The 17,241-nt window shown below is 59.6% G+C and carries 14 protein-coding genes; 9 read left to right on the forward strand and 5 right to left on the reverse strand.

The annotated features are described in order from the left end of the window. The first annotated feature begins 60 nt into the window (after nucleotides 1-60). The 5 genes from AC1VVM_RS14845 (at nucleotide 61) to AC1VVM_RS14865 (ending at nucleotide 7,206) form a co-directional block, all read left to right on the forward strand. The gene (locus AC1VVM_RS14845; protein ID WP_482955329.1) at nucleotides 61-789 is read left to right on the forward strand and encodes an ImuA family protein; all 729 of its coding nucleotides are present in this window, start codon (nucleotides 61-63) and stop codon (nucleotides 787-789) included. After that, a complete protein-coding gene (locus AC1VVM_RS14850; protein ID WP_482955330.1) occupies nucleotides 713-2,254 on the forward strand; it encodes a DUF6504 family protein in 1,542 nt (513 codons plus the stop codon). Before AC1VVM_RS14845 ends, AC1VVM_RS14850 begins: the two co-directional genes overlap by 77 nt. Continuing rightward, nucleotides 2,251-5,604 carry an error-prone DNA polymerase gene (locus AC1VVM_RS14855; RefSeq protein ID WP_482955331.1) on the forward strand — a complete coding sequence of 1,118 codons (3,354 nt, stop codon included), beginning with the start codon at nucleotides 2,251-2,253 and terminating at the stop codon, nucleotides 5,602-5,604. The genes AC1VVM_RS14850 and AC1VVM_RS14855 overlap by 4 nt, the downstream gene beginning before the upstream one ends. 267 nt (nucleotides 5,605-5,871) lie before the next feature. After that, complete coding sequence (locus tag AC1VVM_RS14860; protein ID WP_482955332.1) at nucleotides 5,872-6,243, forward strand: DUF1622 domain-containing protein; 372 nt, start codon at nucleotides 5,872-5,874, stop codon at nucleotides 6,241-6,243. 153 nt (nucleotides 6,244-6,396) lie between these two features. Further along, on the forward strand, nucleotides 6,397-7,206 hold the full coding sequence (locus AC1VVM_RS14865) for a hypothetical protein (protein ID WP_482955333.1): 810 nt from the start codon (nucleotides 6,397-6,399) through the stop codon (nucleotides 7,204-7,206). A 930-nt stretch (nucleotides 7,207-8,136) separates the two neighbouring features. Here the strand turns inward: AC1VVM_RS14865 and AC1VVM_RS14870 are convergent. Then, entirely contained in the window at nucleotides 8,137-8,781 is a 645-nt protein-coding gene (locus AC1VVM_RS14870) for a response regulator (RefSeq protein ID WP_482955334.1), read from the reverse strand. A gap of 292 nt (nucleotides 8,782-9,073) precedes the next feature. Here AC1VVM_RS14870 and AC1VVM_RS14875 point away from each other — a divergent pair, with 292 nt between their 5' ends. The 4 genes from AC1VVM_RS14875 to AC1VVM_RS14890 all read left to right on the forward strand — a co-directional run bounded on the left by AC1VVM_RS14875 (nucleotide 9,074) and on the right by AC1VVM_RS14890 (nucleotide 13,660). After that, on the forward strand, nucleotides 9,074-10,630 hold the full coding sequence (locus AC1VVM_RS14875) for an arylsulfatase (RefSeq protein ID WP_482955335.1): 1,557 nt from the start codon (nucleotides 9,074-9,076) through the stop codon (nucleotides 10,628-10,630). Between the two features lie 145 nt (nucleotides 10,631-10,775). Next, on the forward strand, nucleotides 10,776-11,999 hold the full coding sequence (locus AC1VVM_RS14880; protein ID WP_482955336.1) for a class I SAM-dependent methyltransferase: 1,224 nt from the start codon (nucleotides 10,776-10,778) through the stop codon (nucleotides 11,997-11,999). Between the two features lie 540 nt (nucleotides 12,000-12,539). Next, nucleotides 12,540-13,172 (forward strand): hypothetical protein, encoded by a 633-nt coding sequence (locus tag AC1VVM_RS14885; RefSeq protein ID WP_482955337.1) that lies wholly within the window; start codon nucleotides 12,540-12,542, stop codon nucleotides 13,170-13,172. Nucleotides 13,173-13,462: 290 nt separating this feature from the next. Beyond that, nucleotides 13,463-13,660 (forward strand): hypothetical protein, encoded by a 198-nt coding sequence (locus tag AC1VVM_RS14890; protein WP_482955338.1) that lies wholly within the window; start codon nucleotides 13,463-13,465, stop codon nucleotides 13,658-13,660. Nucleotides 13,661-14,107: 447 nt separating this feature from the next. Here the strand turns inward: AC1VVM_RS14890 and AC1VVM_RS14895 are convergent, their stop codons facing one another. From AC1VVM_RS14895 to trbF, 4 genes are read right to left on the reverse strand one after another with little or no spacing between them, the layout of a single operon-like run. Continuing rightward, a complete protein-coding gene (locus tag AC1VVM_RS14895) occupies nucleotides 14,108-14,317 on the reverse strand; it encodes a DUF2274 domain-containing protein (RefSeq protein WP_482955339.1) in 210 nt (69 codons plus the stop codon). Beyond that, the gene (locus AC1VVM_RS14900) at nucleotides 14,314-15,612 is read right to left on the reverse strand and encodes a TraB/TrbI/VirB10 family type IV secretion system protein (RefSeq protein ID WP_482955340.1); all 1,299 of its coding nucleotides are present in this window, start codon (nucleotides 15,610-15,612) and stop codon (nucleotides 14,314-14,316) included. The genes AC1VVM_RS14895 and AC1VVM_RS14900 overlap by 4 nt, the downstream gene beginning before the upstream one ends. Next, on the reverse strand, nucleotides 15,609-16,466 hold the full coding sequence (trbG, locus tag AC1VVM_RS14905; protein WP_482955341.1) for a P-type conjugative transfer protein TrbG: 858 nt from the start codon (nucleotides 16,464-16,466) through the stop codon (nucleotides 15,609-15,611). Before trbG ends, AC1VVM_RS14900 begins: the two co-directional genes overlap by 4 nt. Then, on the reverse strand, nucleotides 16,463-17,239 hold the full coding sequence (gene trbF / locus AC1VVM_RS14910) for a conjugal transfer protein TrbF (protein WP_482955342.1): 777 nt from the start codon (nucleotides 17,237-17,239) through the stop codon (nucleotides 16,463-16,465). Before trbF ends, trbG begins: the two co-directional genes overlap by 4 nt. Nucleotides 17,240-17,241: the final 2 nt, after the last annotated feature.

A 17,241-nucleotide genomic window follows, 5' to 3' on the forward strand; every position in this document is an offset into this window, starting at 1 on the left:
GTCGGAAAAGAGCGAACATATAGGGAACAAAAATCCTCCTACCCGAGTCTCAACCGTGCCATGGCCAATTCCACCGTCCTCCACGAACTGCGTGAGCGCATTGCGCAGATCGAGGGCGTCTCCTCGCGGCATCCTGCCCTGCCCTTCCACATCGACGCCGTCGACCAGAGCCTCCCCGACGGCGGCCTTGCAACTGGCGCGCTCCACGAAGTGGCGGGCAGCCGCGAACTGGCCGACGACGCGGCAGCGACCGTCTTTCTCGCCGGAATTCTCGCGCGGATGGAAGGCACTGTGTTCTGGTGCATGCACTGGCGCGACTTGTTCGCGCCGGCCCTCCACCTTGCCGGACTTCATCCGGACCGCGTCATCTTCATCGAGGCGGGCAGCGACACGAATGTGCTGATCGCCATGGAGGAGTGCTTGCGCCATCCCGGTCTTGGCGGCGTTGTTGGCGAGCTAAGGAAAATGTCCCTCACCGCGTCACGCCGCTTGCAGCTTGCAGCCGAGGAATCGGGCGTTCCGGCATTCGTGTTTCGCCGGGGCTTACCGGCTGATGCTGTAGCCGATGGGACCGCCGCGATGACCCGCTGGCGGATCAAGGCGGCACCCAGCGAGCGACTCGGCATTCCGAGCCTCGCCCGTCCCCGCTGGCAGGTCGCGCTGGAACGCGTTCGCGGCGGAGAACCGAAACTCTGGATTTTGGAGGGATGCGATGCGCAGGGTCGTCTCGCTATACCTGCCGACCTGGCCAACGGATCGCATCCGGCGCAAGGCCGGGAGGCCGCCTGAAGGCGAAGCCGCTCCCCTCGTCACGGCTCATCCCGATCACGGCCGGCGTGTAATTGCCGCCGTTGACGCGGCTGCACGGCGGCTCGGCGTGTTCCCGGGCATGACAGTGACAAGAGCGCGAGCATTGGTGCCCGAACTCGAAGTTGCGGACGCTGCCCACGAGGAGGACCTCGAAGGATTGCGCCGTCTGGCGCTATGGGCAGGACGCCGGTACTCGCCGGTCGTCGCTGCCGATCCGCCTGACGGCATCTGGATAGATGTTACGGGCTGCGCGCACCGTTTCGACGGCGAGAAGCCGATGCTCAAGGACATGATGCGACGCATTGCGGCCTCTGGCGTGGCTTGCCAGGCTGCAGTGGCGGATACGGCCGGATGCGCCCATGCTGTCGCACGCCTCGTTCCGTCCGGTCGTCCCAGCGTCATCGAGCCAGGCGGCGCGCGTGCCGCGCTTTCCACCCTTCCAGTCTCGGCAATACGGATCGAGCCGGGTGTGTCGGAGGAACTGCGCCGCATGGGCTTCGAACGGGTGGAGCAGTTGATCGCGGCGCCTCGCGCACCGCTCGCCAAGCGCTTCGGTCGCCAGCTTTACAAACGCCTCGACCAGGCACTCGGGCAGATCCCCGAACCGATCGAACCGGTTTTTCCCGTTGAGCTTCCACGCGTGCGGCGCGGACTGCTCGAGCCGATCGGCACTGCCGAGGCCTTCGTGCATGTAATCGGCGACCTTGCCGACGACATTACCGCGCTCATGGTGCGGGAGGGAATCGGTGCGCGCACGCTTGATCTCTATTTTCAGCGAGTCGACGGCCACAGTCAGGCGATTCGGATAGGGACGGCCAGCCCGGTCCGCGACCCGCGTCACATCGGCAGATTACTGTCGCAGAAGCTGGGTGAGGTCGATCCCGGACTGGGTGTGGAAGCGATGACTCTCGTGGCCTCGCTCGTTCAGCCGTTGGCGGCCTCGCAGCTCGGTTCGATCCTTTCCGGAGAACGCCGAGGACCGGACATTTCCGCGATCGTCGATACGCTGGCGAACAGATTTGGCCGTCGACGCCTGTTCCGTACGCAGCCCCGTGAGAGCGCCATGCCCGAGCGCGAGGTCGAGGATGTGCCGGCGCTCTCCGCAACCCAAGGCACCAGCTGGGACGACGATTTGCCGCGGCCCTCGCGGATGATCATCCCGCCAGAGCCAGTCGAAGTCATGGCAATGCTGCCCGACCATCCCCCGGCCATGTTCATCTGGCGCGGGAAGCGGCACCGGGTTGCCCAGGCCGATGGCCCGGAACGGCTGCACGGCGAATGGTGGCGTGAAGGCGGGCATGAAGCGGACACGCCCTACACGGTGCGCGACTACTTCCAAGTCGAGACAGCGACAGGCGGACGCTACTGGATATTTCGATTGGGCGATGGCGAGCGCAGTGCCACCGGCCCGATGCGCTGGTTCATTCATGGCGCCTTCGCATGAACCAGCATGGCCATTCTGCTGGCGGAGATGACGATCCCCTCGAACATGCCCGGTATGTCGAGCTGCAGGTCACAACCCATTTTTCGTTCCTGCGCGGTGCGTCGAGCCCCGAGGAACTCTTCTCTGGCGCGAGTTTGCTGGCCCTGCCCGCACTCGGCATCGCCGACCGCAATACACTGGGCGGCGCCGTGCGCGCATGGGACGGGCAAAAGCTTACAGGCGTTCGGTCCATCATTGGCTGCCGGCTGGATCTTGTCTGTGGCACCTCGCTGCTGGTGTACCCGACCGACCGCGACGCCTATTCCCGGCTGTGCCGCCTGCTCAGCATAGGCAAAGGCCGTGCCGGCAAGGGCGGATGCCATCTCTATTGGTCGGATCTTGAGGACTGGTCCGAAGGTCTGATTGCGATCCTTGTCCCCGACCGCGCGGACGCCGCGACCGAGGAAGCGCTGGTCCGGCTCACCCGCGTGTTTGGCTCACGCTCTTATCTGGCCCTCTCGATCCGGCGCCGGCCTCGCGACGCCATTCGACTGCGCGACCTTGCGGCCATGGCAGTCGCCGCAGACGTTCCCACAGTGGCCACCGGGGACGTGCTCTACCACACGCCCGATCGGCGCATGCTGCAGGATGTCGTGAGCTGCATCCGGGAGAAGTGCACGGTCGATACACTGGGCCGCAGGCGCGAGCGATTTGCCGATCGGCATCTCAAGGATGCCGCTGAGATGGAGCGGCTGTTCGCTCGCTACCTCGGAGATATCGCCCCTGTTGCGCGCAGCGTCGAGATCGCCCGCGCTTGTACCTTCGACCTCGGGCAGCTGACCTACACCTATCCCGACGAGATCGGCGAAAGCGGCCTCACACCGCAGCAAGAACTGGAGCGGCTGACTTGGGCCAAGGCTCCCGAGCGCTACCCCGACGGCACGCCGGACAATGTTCGCCGGCAGCTGGAGCACGAACTCCGCCTCATCGGCGAACTGGCCTATGCGCCCTATTTCCTGACCGTGCACTCGATCGTCGCCTTCGCGCGCTCCAAGGGTATCCTCTGTCAGGGGCGCGGAAGCGCGGCGAACTCGGCCGTTTGTTTCGTGCTCGGCATCACTTCGATCGATCCCGTGAAATCCGAACTGCTGTTCGAGCGCTTCGTTTCTGCAGAGCGGCGTGAACCACCCGACATCGACGTCGATTTCGAACACGAACGCCGTGAGGAAGTGATCCAGTGGATTTACGAGACGTACGGGCGTGAGCGGTCGGCGCTCACCGCTGTTGTCTCGCGCTTCCGCGCGCGTGGCGCCGTGCGAGAGGTCGGCAAGGCGCTAGGTCTCACCGAGGACGTGGTCTCGGGTCTTGCCGGGCAAGTCTGGGGTTGGAGCCGCGAGGGTGTCGAGGACCGCCATGCCGAGGAACTCAACCTCGACATGACTGACCGCCGCCTGACGCTGACCCTGGAACTGGCGCGCATACTCATCAATACGCCTCGCCACACGTCGCAGCATCCCGGAGGATTCGTCCTCACGCTCGGCCGCCTCGACGAGCTGGTTCCGATCGAGCCGGCCGCCATGGCCAATCGGCAGATCATCGAATGGGACAAAGACGACATCGATGCCCTCGGCTTCATGAAGGTCGATGTCCTGGGACTTGGTATGCTGGGCTGCATGCGCCGGGCCTTTGCCCTGCTGGAAGAGGACAAGGGCATCACCATGGACCTCGCCGGCATTCCCCACGACGATCCGGCGACGTTCGCGATGATCCGCAAGGCCGACACGCTCGGCGTGTTCCAGATCGAATCCCGCGCGCAGATGGCGATGCTGCCGCGCATCAAGCCCAGGAAGTTTTACGACCTCGTGGTCCAAGTTGCGATTGTGCGGCCCGGTCCCATTCAGGGCGACATGGTCCATCCCTATTTGCGACGCCGCGAAGGCAAGGAGCCCATCACTTTCCCGACCGTCGAGCTCAAGCGCGTGCTGGAAAAGACGCTGGGCGTGCCCCTATTCCAGGAACAGGCCATGCGGGTCGCGATCGAGTGTGCCGGCTTTACGGCCTCGGAGGCCGACCTGCTGCGCCGTGCGATGGCGACTTTCAAGCTAACAGGCGGCGTCTCGCATTTTCGCGACAAGCTGATCGACGGGATGATCGCGCGCGGCTACCAGCGCGACTTCGCCGAGCAAACCTTCAAGCAAATCGAAGGCTTCGGAAGCTACGGCTTTCCAGAGAGCCATGCGGCTTCGTTCGCCCTCATCGCGTACGCCTCGTCGTGGATGAAATGCCATCATCCCGATGTATTCTGTGCCGCATTGCTCAACGCGCAGCCCATGGGATTCTACGCCCCTGCCCAGATTGTGGGTGATGCCCGCAAGCACGGCGTCGAGGTACGTCCGATCGATGTGAACCACAGTCGCTGGGACTGCTCTCTTGAACAGACTGGCGGCCGGTATCTCGCAGTGCGCATGGGCCTTCGTTATGCCCGGGAACTGCGAAATGAGGACGGTGCTGCGATTGTCCTGGCCCGAGGCAACGAACCCTACGACAGCGTCGAGGAAATTCAGTGGCGCGCCGGGGTCAGCGGACGCGCACTGGACCGGATCGGCCAAGCCGGCGGCTTCGGCTCACTGAAGCTGTCACGCCGGGAGGGATTATGGGAGGTAAAGGGCCTTGGCGCCGCAGCCCTCCCTTTGTTTGCGGCCGCCGACGAACGCGCTGGCAAGCTCCGGCCCGAGGCGGTCGAGGCGGAAGTCGCCTTGCCCCAAATGGGAGACGGCGAGGAAGTCGTCGAGGACTATCGCTCCGTTGGCCTGTCCTTACGCGCACATCCCCTCAGCTTCCTGCGCGACGAGTTGATCTCTCGAAAAATGATCACCTGCGCTGATCTTCGTAACATCAAGGATGGCCGTTGGATCAATCTCGCCGGACTGGTTCTGCTTCGGCAACGGCCCGGATCCGCCAAAGGCGTCATGTTCGTTACCCTCGAGGATGAGACCGATGTGGCAAACCTCGTCGTCTGGACCAAAGTCTTTGAGAAGCACCGGCGCACAGTGCTCGGAGCCTCGATGATGGGCGTGCGAGGACAGGTCCAGAAGGAAGGTGATGTCATCCACGTCATCGCCCAGCAACTGAACGATCTCTCCGGGTTGCTCGCCAGTGTGGGACAACGCAAGGACGTAGCCAATGTCTATCAGGTTAGCCGAGCCGACATCGTCAAAAGCGCAATGGCGCCTGACCCGCGCGAACCCGAAACCCACCATCTGCGACGAAATTCCCGTGACCTTTTTGATCCCGACTTGAGGCTCGGCTCTGGAATCATTCCTGGCGGGCCGACTGAGGGGATCAAAATTAAGCCACGAGATTTCCGCTAGCGCCCGAATTCAGTCATTCGGTATCCACTTTGACAATCCCGAGAGCGGTCGGTCTGCGTTGCTGCGCCGCGTGAAGAAAATTGCCTGAACGATGGGTTGCTATCGGGAAGTCCTAGAGCACACGATTATGGCAGAGATGTTGGGGAGAGCCGTCGGTGGGCCAAACCACGATGGAAAGTGATCAATGGAAATGCGCGGGATTTCCCCGATGTGCAACGCGACTGTCATCAAGCAGTATTCTGCCGCTGAGTGATAGGAAATCGGGCGATGGAAGAAGCTTTACACACGATAGCCGAATACATTGCAGCAGCAGTCAATCTGTTTGCGATGCTGGCGATCGCCATCGGCGCTCTGCAAGGGGCGATCGGACTTTCTAGATTGCTGATTTTTCACGCCAGCGAAGATCAACTGAGGCCCGTGTGGCTGTCTCTTGCGAGATGGCTTGTTGCGGGCCTCACCTTCCAGCTCGCCGCCGATATAGTGGAAACGACTATTGCGCCGACCTGGGATGATATCGGCAAGTTGGCCGCCATTGCCGTGCTCCGGACATTTCTGAATTTCTTCCTGGACCGCGATCTTGATGGTTTGAGGGAGAGAGAAGCCAAGGAAAAGGAAGCGGACCGGGTCTCTACAGCCTAGATGCCTGACGCCCGCGCTCAAATGCTTTGAAGGCGGCCGTGGATGCAAAGAAATGTCCAGAGTAGGCGGGCTTCGGATATGAATTGCATCTAATATCGCCGGTTCAATGTCGAAGGATTAGATTGACACAATGTAATGCGAGGAGAGCAACGGGTGCCATCGCCTCCATTTTGGGCTCAGCGGAATGCCAGTCGCGTTTTCTCCTTAATTACCTTCGATGCAGAAGGCGCGATAAAACGTGTAGCGGACGAATTTCAGGGTGGCACTGCTGCTCGGAACTTCAAGCGCGCAGTTCTGGCAATCAAAGACCGCAGGATCGTCGCCAGAAGGCGCGGAATGCTGATTGGATGGCGTGGCGCTCTGCTTGCCGAAGATGAAAGCGACATCGCTTATAGAACAATCGCTCTCACCGGCTTTACCCCTTACTTTACTTCATGCAGCTTTGGCTATCATCGCGACATGCAAGGGATCATTATTCAAAAGCACGCTTTGGCACGCTTATTTGAAAGGGCTATTCAACCGCCTGAAATTGTTGCAGAAAGCCTCCTTAATCCCGCGTTCTTGCAAGTCTTTACTAATTCCAATTTTGACGAGGCCCATCTGGGTTTTGCTGTTCCATTTCGAAATGGCCGTTTGGTGGGGTCCGTCGAATATGCGCGTGACGGTCAAAATCAGCTTTATCCAACGTTCGCAATTCGAACTTGGTATCCTGATCCGCTCGACCGTTTCACGTGGACGAACAAAGCCAGTCGCTCCCTCCTAAAGGCCTTTGAGGTGGACAAGAAAAGGCAGATCCTGAAGCTTATTGGAGCAGCTGAAACAGGACCGTCTTCAGCTCCCAATGATAAGCCGTACGTCCTTTTTGACCTTCGGCAGCGTAACGGCCTGATGCAGAAGAAAGAAGGAGCCCGCCAGGCAAAGACGCTTGATCACGAAATTATTGAGCGCCGTTCCGGGCCTTGACCCACTCGCTTCCCAAACGTTTGGCTCGGTCTATTATGCCGAATATTGACCAGCGACATATTCGAAAGCCGGCTCCAAGGTGCTGATCTCTGCAATGCCCTGCTGGGGACGCCGAGTGAGGATGCGAAGCGCAATCTGAGGGCAAGGAGCAAAAAAATAACCCGGCAGTCGAGACTGCCGGGTCAGTGTCAGGCTTAACTCAAATCGAGTCGCCCTCGGGTCGCATCTGCACAATATCTCATTTTTGTTATGAAAACGTGACGAATATCACGTCGCGGCGCATCGACTGTTAGTGAGCTTCAGCATTTTAACATGCAGTGGCAATGAAATCATTCATCATCGGCGACCCAAACGCCGACGCGACGTACTTCAGGAGCAGTCGAGAAGCTCTCGACCATCTTCAATGCCGGCGCAAAATGATGAGGACGACCGATGATTGTTCAGCTTGTCATAACTCTCGCGGCGTGGATCGGATTCGGTTGGGTTTGCTCAACGTTGGCCGGCATTTTCGTGCGCTGCCTGACGTCACTCAAGGCGTTACAATGCATTGCGCGTGCAAGCCCCGCGGCACTGGCTCAGCACGCTCAGCGCGATCGTGCGAAGCAGTACTGGATCATGTGGATCGGGCTCGCAATGTGTGTAGGCATGATGCTCGCCCTCTTCCATTTTTGGAACTGGCGCGTAGCGTTTGTCGGAGCCGCAATCATGCTGTCTCACCTATCCGATCTCCTTTGGGAGGTGTACGGCCGGAGCTCTTTCCAACTCGTCGCTGCGCAAAGGCCTGGCTTCTATCGTGCTGCTACATTGCTTCGATCAGCAGCACTGCCAGCGCTTTGGCTCGAAATCCGCTAAATCGGGCTTAATATAGTGCGCCCAGAAGTCTACAGGGTGAAAGGTAGATGCTATTTATAATGAGTTACAATATGCTTGTTATATTGAAACAATATTATTGCGAATAGCATATCGCACCAATTGGCAAACGGAAACAAATTGTAATTTTGCCATTACCGCAGATCGGTGGCTTTCCACGGTTTTGATGCTGATTCCTAAATCAAAGGCCATTTGTTTGTTCAATTTACCTTCAGAAATCAATTGAACAATCTGCCTTTCGCGGGGCGTTAACGCGGATGGTTCGCTTTCCCTCGGGCGAGTTAGCTTTTCCACCAGCACATCGGAGATGGAAGACGAGAAATATGGATACCCAAGTTGGACCTTTTTAGCTGCCGTGAGGAGCTCTTCGCGATCATCGACTTTAAGCACGACACCACGAGCCCCTGACCTGATGTAATCAACTATCAATTCATCGGAGAAGCACGACGTATAAACAATGAGTTTAATTCCGGGAAGCTCACTCTTTAGCCTGCGCGTAAGTTCAAGTCCATTTAGAGAGCGCATGGCGTGTTCAACTATGACAATATCGGGTATCAAGTCCTGCGACACTTCGATTGCCTCCAGGCCATCGGAGGCCTCGGCGACGACGTCGAATCCATGGTGGGCGGATAGTATGTCGCGGATCCCCAGACGAAGAACTTCGTAAGGATCCGCGATGAGAATTCTTGCCAGACGTTGAGCCATGAACCACCTTGAATAATTGCCAATTGCAATATCTTCGGACGATTGCGGCGACCCGATTCTCGTAGGATTACTACCTAGGGGATTGGAGTAGGGGGGCTCCATAGGTAGAAACCCTGACAGGGTTTCGCGGTGGTCAGAGTGGAGCGAGCCGCTTCATCACTCAACAGGGGGCAGTCCCCACGATACGCCCTCTCAGTGCCACCCTGCCTGAGAGTCGGGGTTTCACCCGATCCCGGTGACCACGGCTGCTTGCTAACCAAAGCGTCCCAGAAAGCCGATCCGGAGTTGCGTGATGCCCAATGGAAAGCCCAATATCCTCGTCATTTGGGGTGACGACATCGGAATGTGGAACGTGGGTGCCTATACCCACGGTATGATGGGCGACACGCCCAACATCGATCGCATTGCCAAGGAGGGCATGATCTTCACCGATCATTACGGCCAGCCCAGCTGCACGGCCGGTCGCGCCGCCTTTATTACAGGCCAGATACCGCTTCGCAGCGGCATGACCACGATCGGTATCCCCGGATCGGCGCTTGGCCTGCAGAAGGAAGACCCGACGCTGGCAGAAGTGCTCAAGGAAGCCGGTTACAAGACCGGCCAGTTCGGCAAGAACCACCTTGGCGACCGCAACGACTTTCTGCCGACCGTGCATGGTTTCGACGAATGGTTCGGCAACCTCTATCACCTCAATGCCGAGGAGGAGCCGGAACAGCTCGACTATCCCGGCCAGAGGGATCCCGAATACCTCAAGAAGTTTGGTCCGCGTGGGGTGCTGCACGCCTGGGCGACGGAAGAAGATGACGACACGGAAGACGGCGTCTTCGGCCGGCGCGGCAAGCAGAAGATCGAAAACACCGGCTTGCTGACCCGCAAGCGGATGGAGACCTTCGACAAGGAAGTTCTCGACAAGACGATCGATTGGCTGGATCGCAACAAGGAGGGTCCGTTCTTCTGCTGGTTCAATACCACCGCGATCCATATCTTCTCCCACCCTGCGCCGAAGTACGTGCAAATGGCTGTCGACGAGGGGCGCGCCGAGGAAGACGTCGTCCGTGCTCGTATGATCGAACATGACGAACATGTCGGCGCGCTGCTGAAGTGGCTCGATGATAACGGCCTCACCGAGGACACGATCGTTATCTACTCGACCGACAACGGCAACGAACTGATGTTCTGGCCCGACGGCGGCTATGCGCCGTTCCGCGCCGAAAAGGGGACAACATGGGAAGGCGGCGTACGCGTTCCGATGATGGTGCGCTGGCCGGGACAGATCGAGGCCGGCAGCAAGTCCAATGCCTTGCAGAGCCATGAAGACGCCTATGTCACGCTCGCCGCCGCGGCCGGGCTTACCGACATCAAGGAAAGGCTGCTGAAGGGTACCAAGCTCGGCAAAAGCGAGATCACCTACAAGGTTCATCTCGATGGCTTCAATCAGCTTGATCTGTGGACCGGCAAGACGACCAAGTCGGCCCGTGACGCCTATTTCTACTACGACGAAACCGACCTCATGGCCGTACGCGTCGGTAATTGGAAAATGCACATCGGCGTGAAGAAGGAAAACAGTTGGTGGAATGAAAAGTACTATCCTTCAGTGCCCTACATCTTCAACTTGCGGATGGATCCGCTCGAAAAGATGGATCCCGAAGATGCCGAGTGGGGCTATATCGGCCGCAAGTTCGTAGCTACGAAGCTGTGGGCGCCGAACGCGGCATCCCCTTACATCGCGGCGCAAATGAAGAGCATCATGGACTATCCGCCGCGCCAAGGGGCGGACTCGCTCAGCGTGCATGCAACTCTCGAAAAGGCGATGGCGAAGCTTCAGAATGCCAGCGCAAGTAGCAACTAGCTTGTCGCCATTTGGCCATTGAACAAGGAATGGGCCGGTGCTGAAACGCCGGCCCATTCCCTTTTCGCTGCAGCAGCTTGATGGGCACAAAATTGACCCATAGAAATGAGGCACAGCTATGTTTGCCCTGGCGGAGAACGTTTCTTTGAACCGAACAGCAGAAGATCCGATCCGCGCGTTCTACACCGCCCACCCTTATCCGCCGCCTCTGCCCGATCTCGACAGCGTACGCAAAGCGTGGAGCGATCCCAACCGCGCGCGCGGCGAGTTTCACCTATTCTGGCCGCATCGCCCCTACCGCGCGGATTTCGACATCCTTGTTGCCGGTTGCGGCACATCGCAGGCCGCGCGCCATGCGATATCTTGGCCGCAGGCATCGGTGTTGGGGATCGACGTCAGTTCGACAAGCCTGCAGGAAACCGAGAAGCTCAAACAGCGATACGAGCTCACCAATCTCGAAACCGAACAACGTGCGATCGAGGATCTGGGCAAGCTTGAGCGCCGCTTCGATCTCGTCGTCTGCACCGGTGTCCTGCACCACCTCGCCGATCCCGAAGCGGGCCTCAAGGCCCTTCGTTCGGTACTCAAGCCGGGCGGCGTGCTCTACCTCATGGTCTATGCCCCGTATGGCCGCACCGGCATCTACCTCCTGCAGGACTATTGCCGCCGACTTGGCATCGGCACTTCGCCCGAGGCAATCGCCGAATTGGTCGAGGCAGTGGAAGCGCTACCCTGGCAGCATCCGCTGCAGCCCGCGCTCCAGCAGTCACGCGATTTCCTCGCCCCCGATGCACTCGCGGACGCGCTGCTCAACCCGCGTGACAGGGCCTACAGCGTGCCGCAACTGTTCGACGCCTTGGCCGCCAATGGGCTGACGTTCCGCAGGTGGTATCGGCAGGCGCCCTACCTTCCGGCATGCGGGGCGATTGCCAAGACTGCGCATGGCGCGAAGATCGCAAAACTGGCCGCGCCGGAGCAATATGCGGCGATGGAATTGTGGCGCGGGGCAATGGCAACACACAGCATCGTTGTCGGTCGCGACGAAGATGGCCCGGGTGCTGCGATTGATTTTCGGGAAGCCGCCTGGAGGGGCTACGTGCCGATCCGTCTTCCTGCGACCTCCTGTGTCGAGGAACGGCTTCCGCCGGGGGCCGTAGGCATGCTCTTCAATCGGACCCACAAGTTTCACGACCTCATTCTGCCCATTGGTCCGCAAGAGAAGGCTATGCTCGGCGCCATCGACGGCAAACGGACGATCGCTGAAATCGTGGATCGGGCGGGCAAGGACGCATTGCCACTCGCGCGCGTGTTCTTTGACGCCTTGTGGTCCTACGATCAGGTCATTTTTGACGCTTCAACGTCGCATTGACGCGGCATCGCTTCCCGATCTGCACAATAGACGCTTCTTCGCATTTGAAACGGCCCATTGGATTTGGCCGGCTGCCGTCTTTTCTATTTGCGTAGCCGCTACTCAATGGCAGCTTTCTCATCTTCGTCACCGAAAGCCGTCAGTCGCTTCACGGCCAGACCCAGCCATAATTTCGACGCATCAGCGAAAGGCCGGTTTGGAGGAGGCCGCTCAACGCCGGGAACAACCGCTCTGTCGGCTTAGTCAGCGTTGGTCGAGGATGTGCCCGGTTCCTGCAAGTAGTCGACTGCTTTATTGATCCATTCGGTCGGCAGAGAATCCTTTGCTGAGGGAAATCGATCAAATACATCGGTTAAATATTCCGTTGTGACTTCACCTTTGTATGCGCCCGCAGCTCGATCGCTTTCGATTTTGTCCGCCAAATGTGCCTCTGGGGCTTTCAATCTGCTATAATCAATAAAAGGGATATTCGGGGGCACCAATCAGCATTGCTACTTAACCCACGTTTTCGGCCCACTGGAAGATTCACGAAGGAGGTACATGATGATGATAAACTCGACGTCCCGAGCTTCGGCCGGGGCATTGGGACTGGTATCGTCCGCGGCGGAAAAGCCTACCGAGACCAGCGCCGCGCCGGCTTCGACGGGGCCAACAAGCATTGGCGCATCTACGAAGGCCACTGGATACGGTAGCCTCCTACTGCCCTCTACGGCGACCAACCTTCTAAACCTCCTTGCTGAAGAGCCCGTCGAGCAGGTCGGTTCAAATTCGCTCACTGCTCAGCAGTGGCTTGCAAAAAATATGCAACTTTCAGCGAAGAGCACGAGTGACGTACCGCATGCGGGTCAATTTAACTACTATTCCCAGGCGGATTTAGACACGATTAAGGCGGCCACCGGCTACAATCTCGTGGTGATGAATGGCGGAACAGCCGTAGTGGATGACCAAGGCAATCCGGCTCCGCAAGATATCGGTGAAAAGGTTTCTCATCTTGCTGCCACAATCGAAGGCGATCGTGCGGTAGGTATTTTCAAGGGTGAGGTCACGCCAGAATATCTACGCGATATGTTCAATCGTTTTTCCGAAGCGAAACACCCCCTTTCAGCCGATTGGCTCGACAAGGCATTAAGCTACCTGCAGGGGCGGAACGTTTCCGCAGCCAATGACGTATAATATTATTTCTCTTCGTAGAACCCATACGATCCACCGGTAAGCTGAGATCCATGACAGGTATCCCTGATTTGATTCCTGAACTTGTGTCTGAAACGACAGCACAGTCATCTTGCCGGGCGATTGGATTTTCGCCGAAGGTCGAGCCGACCATGCGTTAAGTTTTTGCTCGTTCCTGTGGCCGGAATTTGAGGCGTTTGAAGGGTTATGTGCTTCGGGTGCCGGTTGATGTTGAACGGCTACGAGGTTGGGAAAGCGGTCTCGATTTGTCTAGGTAGGAGATCGAAACCGGCATGCGTGCTTTTTTGCTCGATGGCGTTTTTCCGCAAGATCAAACTGATCTTGCGCTGAAACAGGCTCAATGCGAACGCTTAGCTATCATTGTGGCCGAAATGCTGGCAGCAAACCTTGCTCGCGATTTTCCCGAGCGACGCTTTTCAGCATTCGCCATGGGGGGTGATGATTTCGGCGTTTCATTCCATCAAGTCTGACGTCCGCTCTCCTGCAATCCAGGCCGTGGGGAGCAAAAAGGCCCCATATCTTGAGGATAATGAACAAACGGATCCTTTGCAGCATAGCACTTGGAGCCGGAAGGTCTGCTACGTCCGACAAACCAGTCATTGTTAACGAATGCTCGTGAGACTGCAGCATCAAGCGATGCATACACCTAACATGGCACTGGAAATGTCACCATAATGCTCGCGTTTCGATCCAAGCTATTACATCCGAGCGTTTGAAACGTGGGCAGCGCCGAAATTTGCTACTGGCGCTCCCCAGTTCATACTCCCTTGGAAAACCAACGGGACGCCGTGCTCTAAGCCGATCGATCTGGCGGCGAGACAATCGAGCAATTTTGGCAAACTCCTCGACGGTAACGAGGTGACAGTGCACAGATTTGTCGGCGTCTTCCGAGGGCTTGAGCGGATCGGCTGGCATGTTCATTTCTTCCGCCTGGAGAAGGCTCGATCGCTGTCGAGATATCCGTCGAGCATCGCGGGTATGAGGTCCGCCAATGACACCTTCTGGCCGTAAGTCGCCTCATAAGCTGCCACATAGTCCTCCAGCTTCCGGTGGAGTTCCGGCATGAGGTGAATTGCAACCCGCAAGGGCGTTCGGTCCGGAAGTTTGGGCAATCTGACGCTGGTCATTGCGGCGGTCCTTTCGTCCACGGTTCAAGGACAAGATCGCGGTGGACCACGAGGCGAACCTGCGCTCCGGGCCGTATCGTGATCGTCGGCTGAATTTGTAGACTGCGGGAAACGAGCTGATCGCCCGCCCGCGAAACGCTCTGCTGAGTCGACTGCCGGATCGCCTGGACCAGATCGCTCTCGCCCGTGAAGGTCAGTTCCGATCCAACTCCGAAAAGCGTAGAAATCGCCGCCCCTTTGATGACCTGCCAGGTATGGGCGTCGACATTATCCTCCAGGCCAGCATACCCTGACATGTCGGCCGCCGGCACGTTGTCGAGGCGGATCGAACTGCCATCGGGCATGACAATCCGCTGCCAGACGATGAGTGCTCGCTTCTGTCCGAAGGCAACAAGGCTATCGTAACTACCGATCAGCCTGGCGCCCTGCGGAATGAGCAAGGTCCTCCCCGTCGCGCTATCGAAGACCTGCTCGGTGACCTGCGCGATCACGAGACCGGGAAGATCCGAACGCAGCCCGGTAATGAGGCTCCCCGCAATCACGCTGCCGGCAGAAAGCATGTTCGCCGACGCGGCCGAGGTTAGCCCATGCGGCTCAACATCGCCGGCGGTGTCTTTGGCCGACACAAAATCCGCCTTGCGCTGCTGGGCGTTGGGATCGGCGTTGAAGTCGATCGCGAGCTTTCCATCGGCGCCGCCTGCAGGCTTTTCGGCCTGAAGCGCAGCGGGTTCCGAGGTCACATCCGACGCTACGGCCTTGGCGCTGGCGAAGAACAGACCGGACTGCCGTGCCGATCTCCTCTCGTCCTCCATCCGATCCGGCGCAGACTGCGGCCGGGTCGCTCCCGATCCTGCCAACGCGGTCGGGATCGGCGCGATCGTTGCGCCCTGTTTCTCGACGATGGCGCGCCCCAGATCTCCGGGTAGCGGCGGACCGAGCTTGGGCACCTTGTCATAACTGTCGGGCAGCACATTGATCGCGTCGGTAGGGATCTTTGCGGCATTGGCCTCGCTGTCGCCGTTGCCTGCAAGGTGAAGCTTGATCGGCCCGAGTGCATACCAGGCGGTTCCCGCCACGATGAGCGCGAGTGTTCCCGTCATCCCGATGATGACTTCCCGCTTGAAGCGGATGGCCCGGGGCGGTTTCGATCGGAGCGCCAGCGACTCCGGATCGACCTTGGCCGGCGGGCGCACTCCAGCGGCCGGCGCGCTCTCCACATTGTCACCGGAGCCCACCATTTGCCGGTCTCCAATTGGCTGCCGCTGATCCACGTCGCTTACGGGTTCTTCGCTCATCGCACCCTCCCCTGAACTGCACCCTCGGCCACGCGCTGGATGCGCACCACCTGCTGGTTCTTCGTCCCCAGCCGCAATTCGGCGGCCGTGAAGATGCGGTCGACAACATAGAAGCGGCCCGACAGCCGGTAGTTCACCAGCTGTGCCGTCCCCTTTTCATCGACGAGGAACAGCGGCGGCGCCTCATCGAGCACGATACTTGGGGGCATCTGGATGAACGTCTGCCGGCCATCATCGAAGGCGCGGAGCGGCCGCCAGGTCGGCTTGTCGCCGGAGATCTCGTAGTTGAAGTTGAGGTTTTCGGCGGTGAGACCAGCGGCAATCGGCTGTGCAGCTTCCGCCGCGGCCGCTGCCCGCTTGATCGCGACGAGCTCATCGGCGGGATAGGTCCAGGATAGCGCCGACATTGCCGCGCCGCCGCTGCTGGAGAGCGCCAGATGGTAGCTGCGCCGGTCGGTCGTGATGACAAGGTTGGTTGAAAGCCCCGGCGAGTAGGGTTTGACGAGGATATGGGTGCGCTTGCTGTCGCCCTGTCCGCTCGTCGTATCGCCGATTACCCAACGCGCCGTATCGCCGCTGGCGACCGCGACCAGCACCTCGCCCGCCTGAAGCGCGATATCGGTGACCCGGTCGGGCGCGGTCAAAACGTGGTAGATCGCCCCTTCTGAATACCCTTGCAGCTGGATGGCCTGGATAAACCCGCTGGCCTGAGGCTCGATCGTCGCCGCGCGATTAGCGCGCTCGACGACGGCCGCGCGGGACCTGGGCGCCGGGGCCGCGAGGGCGGGATGGCCCAACACAGGTAGCGCGAGGACGCCCGCGATGATGGCGAGCCTGTGGGAATGCACATTCATGGCTGGATCTCCGATGCTGACTGAGCTGCGGGTTCAGGCGGAAGTTGGGTTGACGGCGGGGCTGCCGCCGCGGACTGGGTTGACGCGGCGGGTTCAAGTTCCCGACTCCAGTCGATCGCGTCGACATAGATCCCGAGCGGATTGCGTCGCAGGATGTCGGCGCTGCGCGGCGGGCGGGTCAGTATCGTCAGGATTGCGGTCCAGTGGCTGGTTCCGGCCTTCGCGCCGCGCTCATAGGACGTCTCGATCCACTTCACCTGGAACGACTGGTCCGACGCGCGCACGACGCTGGTCACCTGCACTGAGACACTGCGCTGCCCGAGGTTGGCGAACGGGTCGGCCTCGCGCGCATAGCCATCGAGGAAACGCGCCCCGCGCTGGCTGGCAAAATCGTAGGCGGAGAGCCAGTCGCGGCGCATCAGCACCGGATCGAGCGATACGCCGCGCACGCACTCTATAAAGCGTGCCAGATGCCAGGCGATCTGCGGATCGGTGGGCGTGATGGAGACATCGGCCTCGTTCACCGCCCTCGCCTCGCCAAGCTGGTCGACCTCGACGACATAGGGCACCACACGGCTCTGAAGCGATTGCCAGACCAGCGCCGAGCCCATCATTCCGGCCATACCTAAGGTCCCGAAAGCCATCAGCCGCCAGTTGCGTGCCTGGACGCGGGCGGAGCCGATGCGCTCATCCCAGACCTGGCCCGCCCGCTGGAACGGTGTTTCGGGCTGCGGTGTTCGTCCGTAACGCTGGACAGCGCGCTTGAAGATCATCG

It is taken from the genome of Novosphingobium sp. BL-S-33 (genome assembly GCF_056857025.1).

What these genes read in the sequence shown, in the direction of transcription:
- AC1VVM_RS14845 (WP_482955329.1), top strand. Translation starts at nt 61, where the DNA reads ATGGCCAATTCCACCGTCCTCCACGAACTGCGTGAGCGCATTGCGCAG.
- AC1VVM_RS14850 (WP_482955330.1), top strand. Translation starts at nt 713, where the DNA reads ATGCGCAGGGTCGTCTCGCTATACCTGCCGACCTGGCCAACGGATCGC.
- AC1VVM_RS14855 (WP_482955331.1), top strand. Translation starts at nt 2,251, where the DNA reads ATGAACCAGCATGGCCATTCTGCTGGCGGAGATGACGATCCCCTCGAA.
- AC1VVM_RS14860 (WP_482955332.1), top strand. Translation starts at nt 5,872, where the DNA reads ATGGAAGAAGCTTTACACACGATAGCCGAATACATTGCAGCAGCAGTC.
- AC1VVM_RS14870 (WP_482955334.1), bottom strand. Translation starts at nt 8,781, where the DNA reads ATGGCTCAACGTCTGGCAAGAATTCTCATCGCGGATCCTTACGAAGTT.
- AC1VVM_RS14875 (WP_482955335.1), top strand. Translation starts at nt 9,074, where the DNA reads ATGCCCAATGGAAAGCCCAATATCCTCGTCATTTGGGGTGACGACATC.
- AC1VVM_RS14885 (WP_482955337.1), top strand. Translation starts at nt 12,540, where the DNA reads ATGATGATGATAAACTCGACGTCCCGAGCTTCGGCCGGGGCATTGGGA.
- AC1VVM_RS14890 (WP_482955338.1), top strand. Translation starts at nt 13,463, where the DNA reads ATGCGTGCTTTTTTGCTCGATGGCGTTTTTCCGCAAGATCAAACTGAT.
- AC1VVM_RS14895 (WP_482955339.1), bottom strand. Translation starts at nt 14,317, where the DNA reads ATGACCAGCGTCAGATTGCCCAAACTTCCGGACCGAACGCCCTTGCGG.
- AC1VVM_RS14900 (WP_482955340.1), bottom strand. Translation starts at nt 15,612, where the DNA reads ATGAGCGAAGAACCCGTAAGCGACGTGGATCAGCGGCAGCCAATTGGA.
- trbG (WP_482955341.1), bottom strand. Translation starts at nt 16,466, where the DNA reads ATGAATGTGCATTCCCACAGGCTCGCCATCATCGCGGGCGTCCTCGCG.
- trbF (WP_482955342.1), bottom strand. Translation starts at nt 17,239, where the DNA reads ATGATCTTCAAGCGCGCTGTCCAGCGTTACGGACGAACACCGCAGCCC.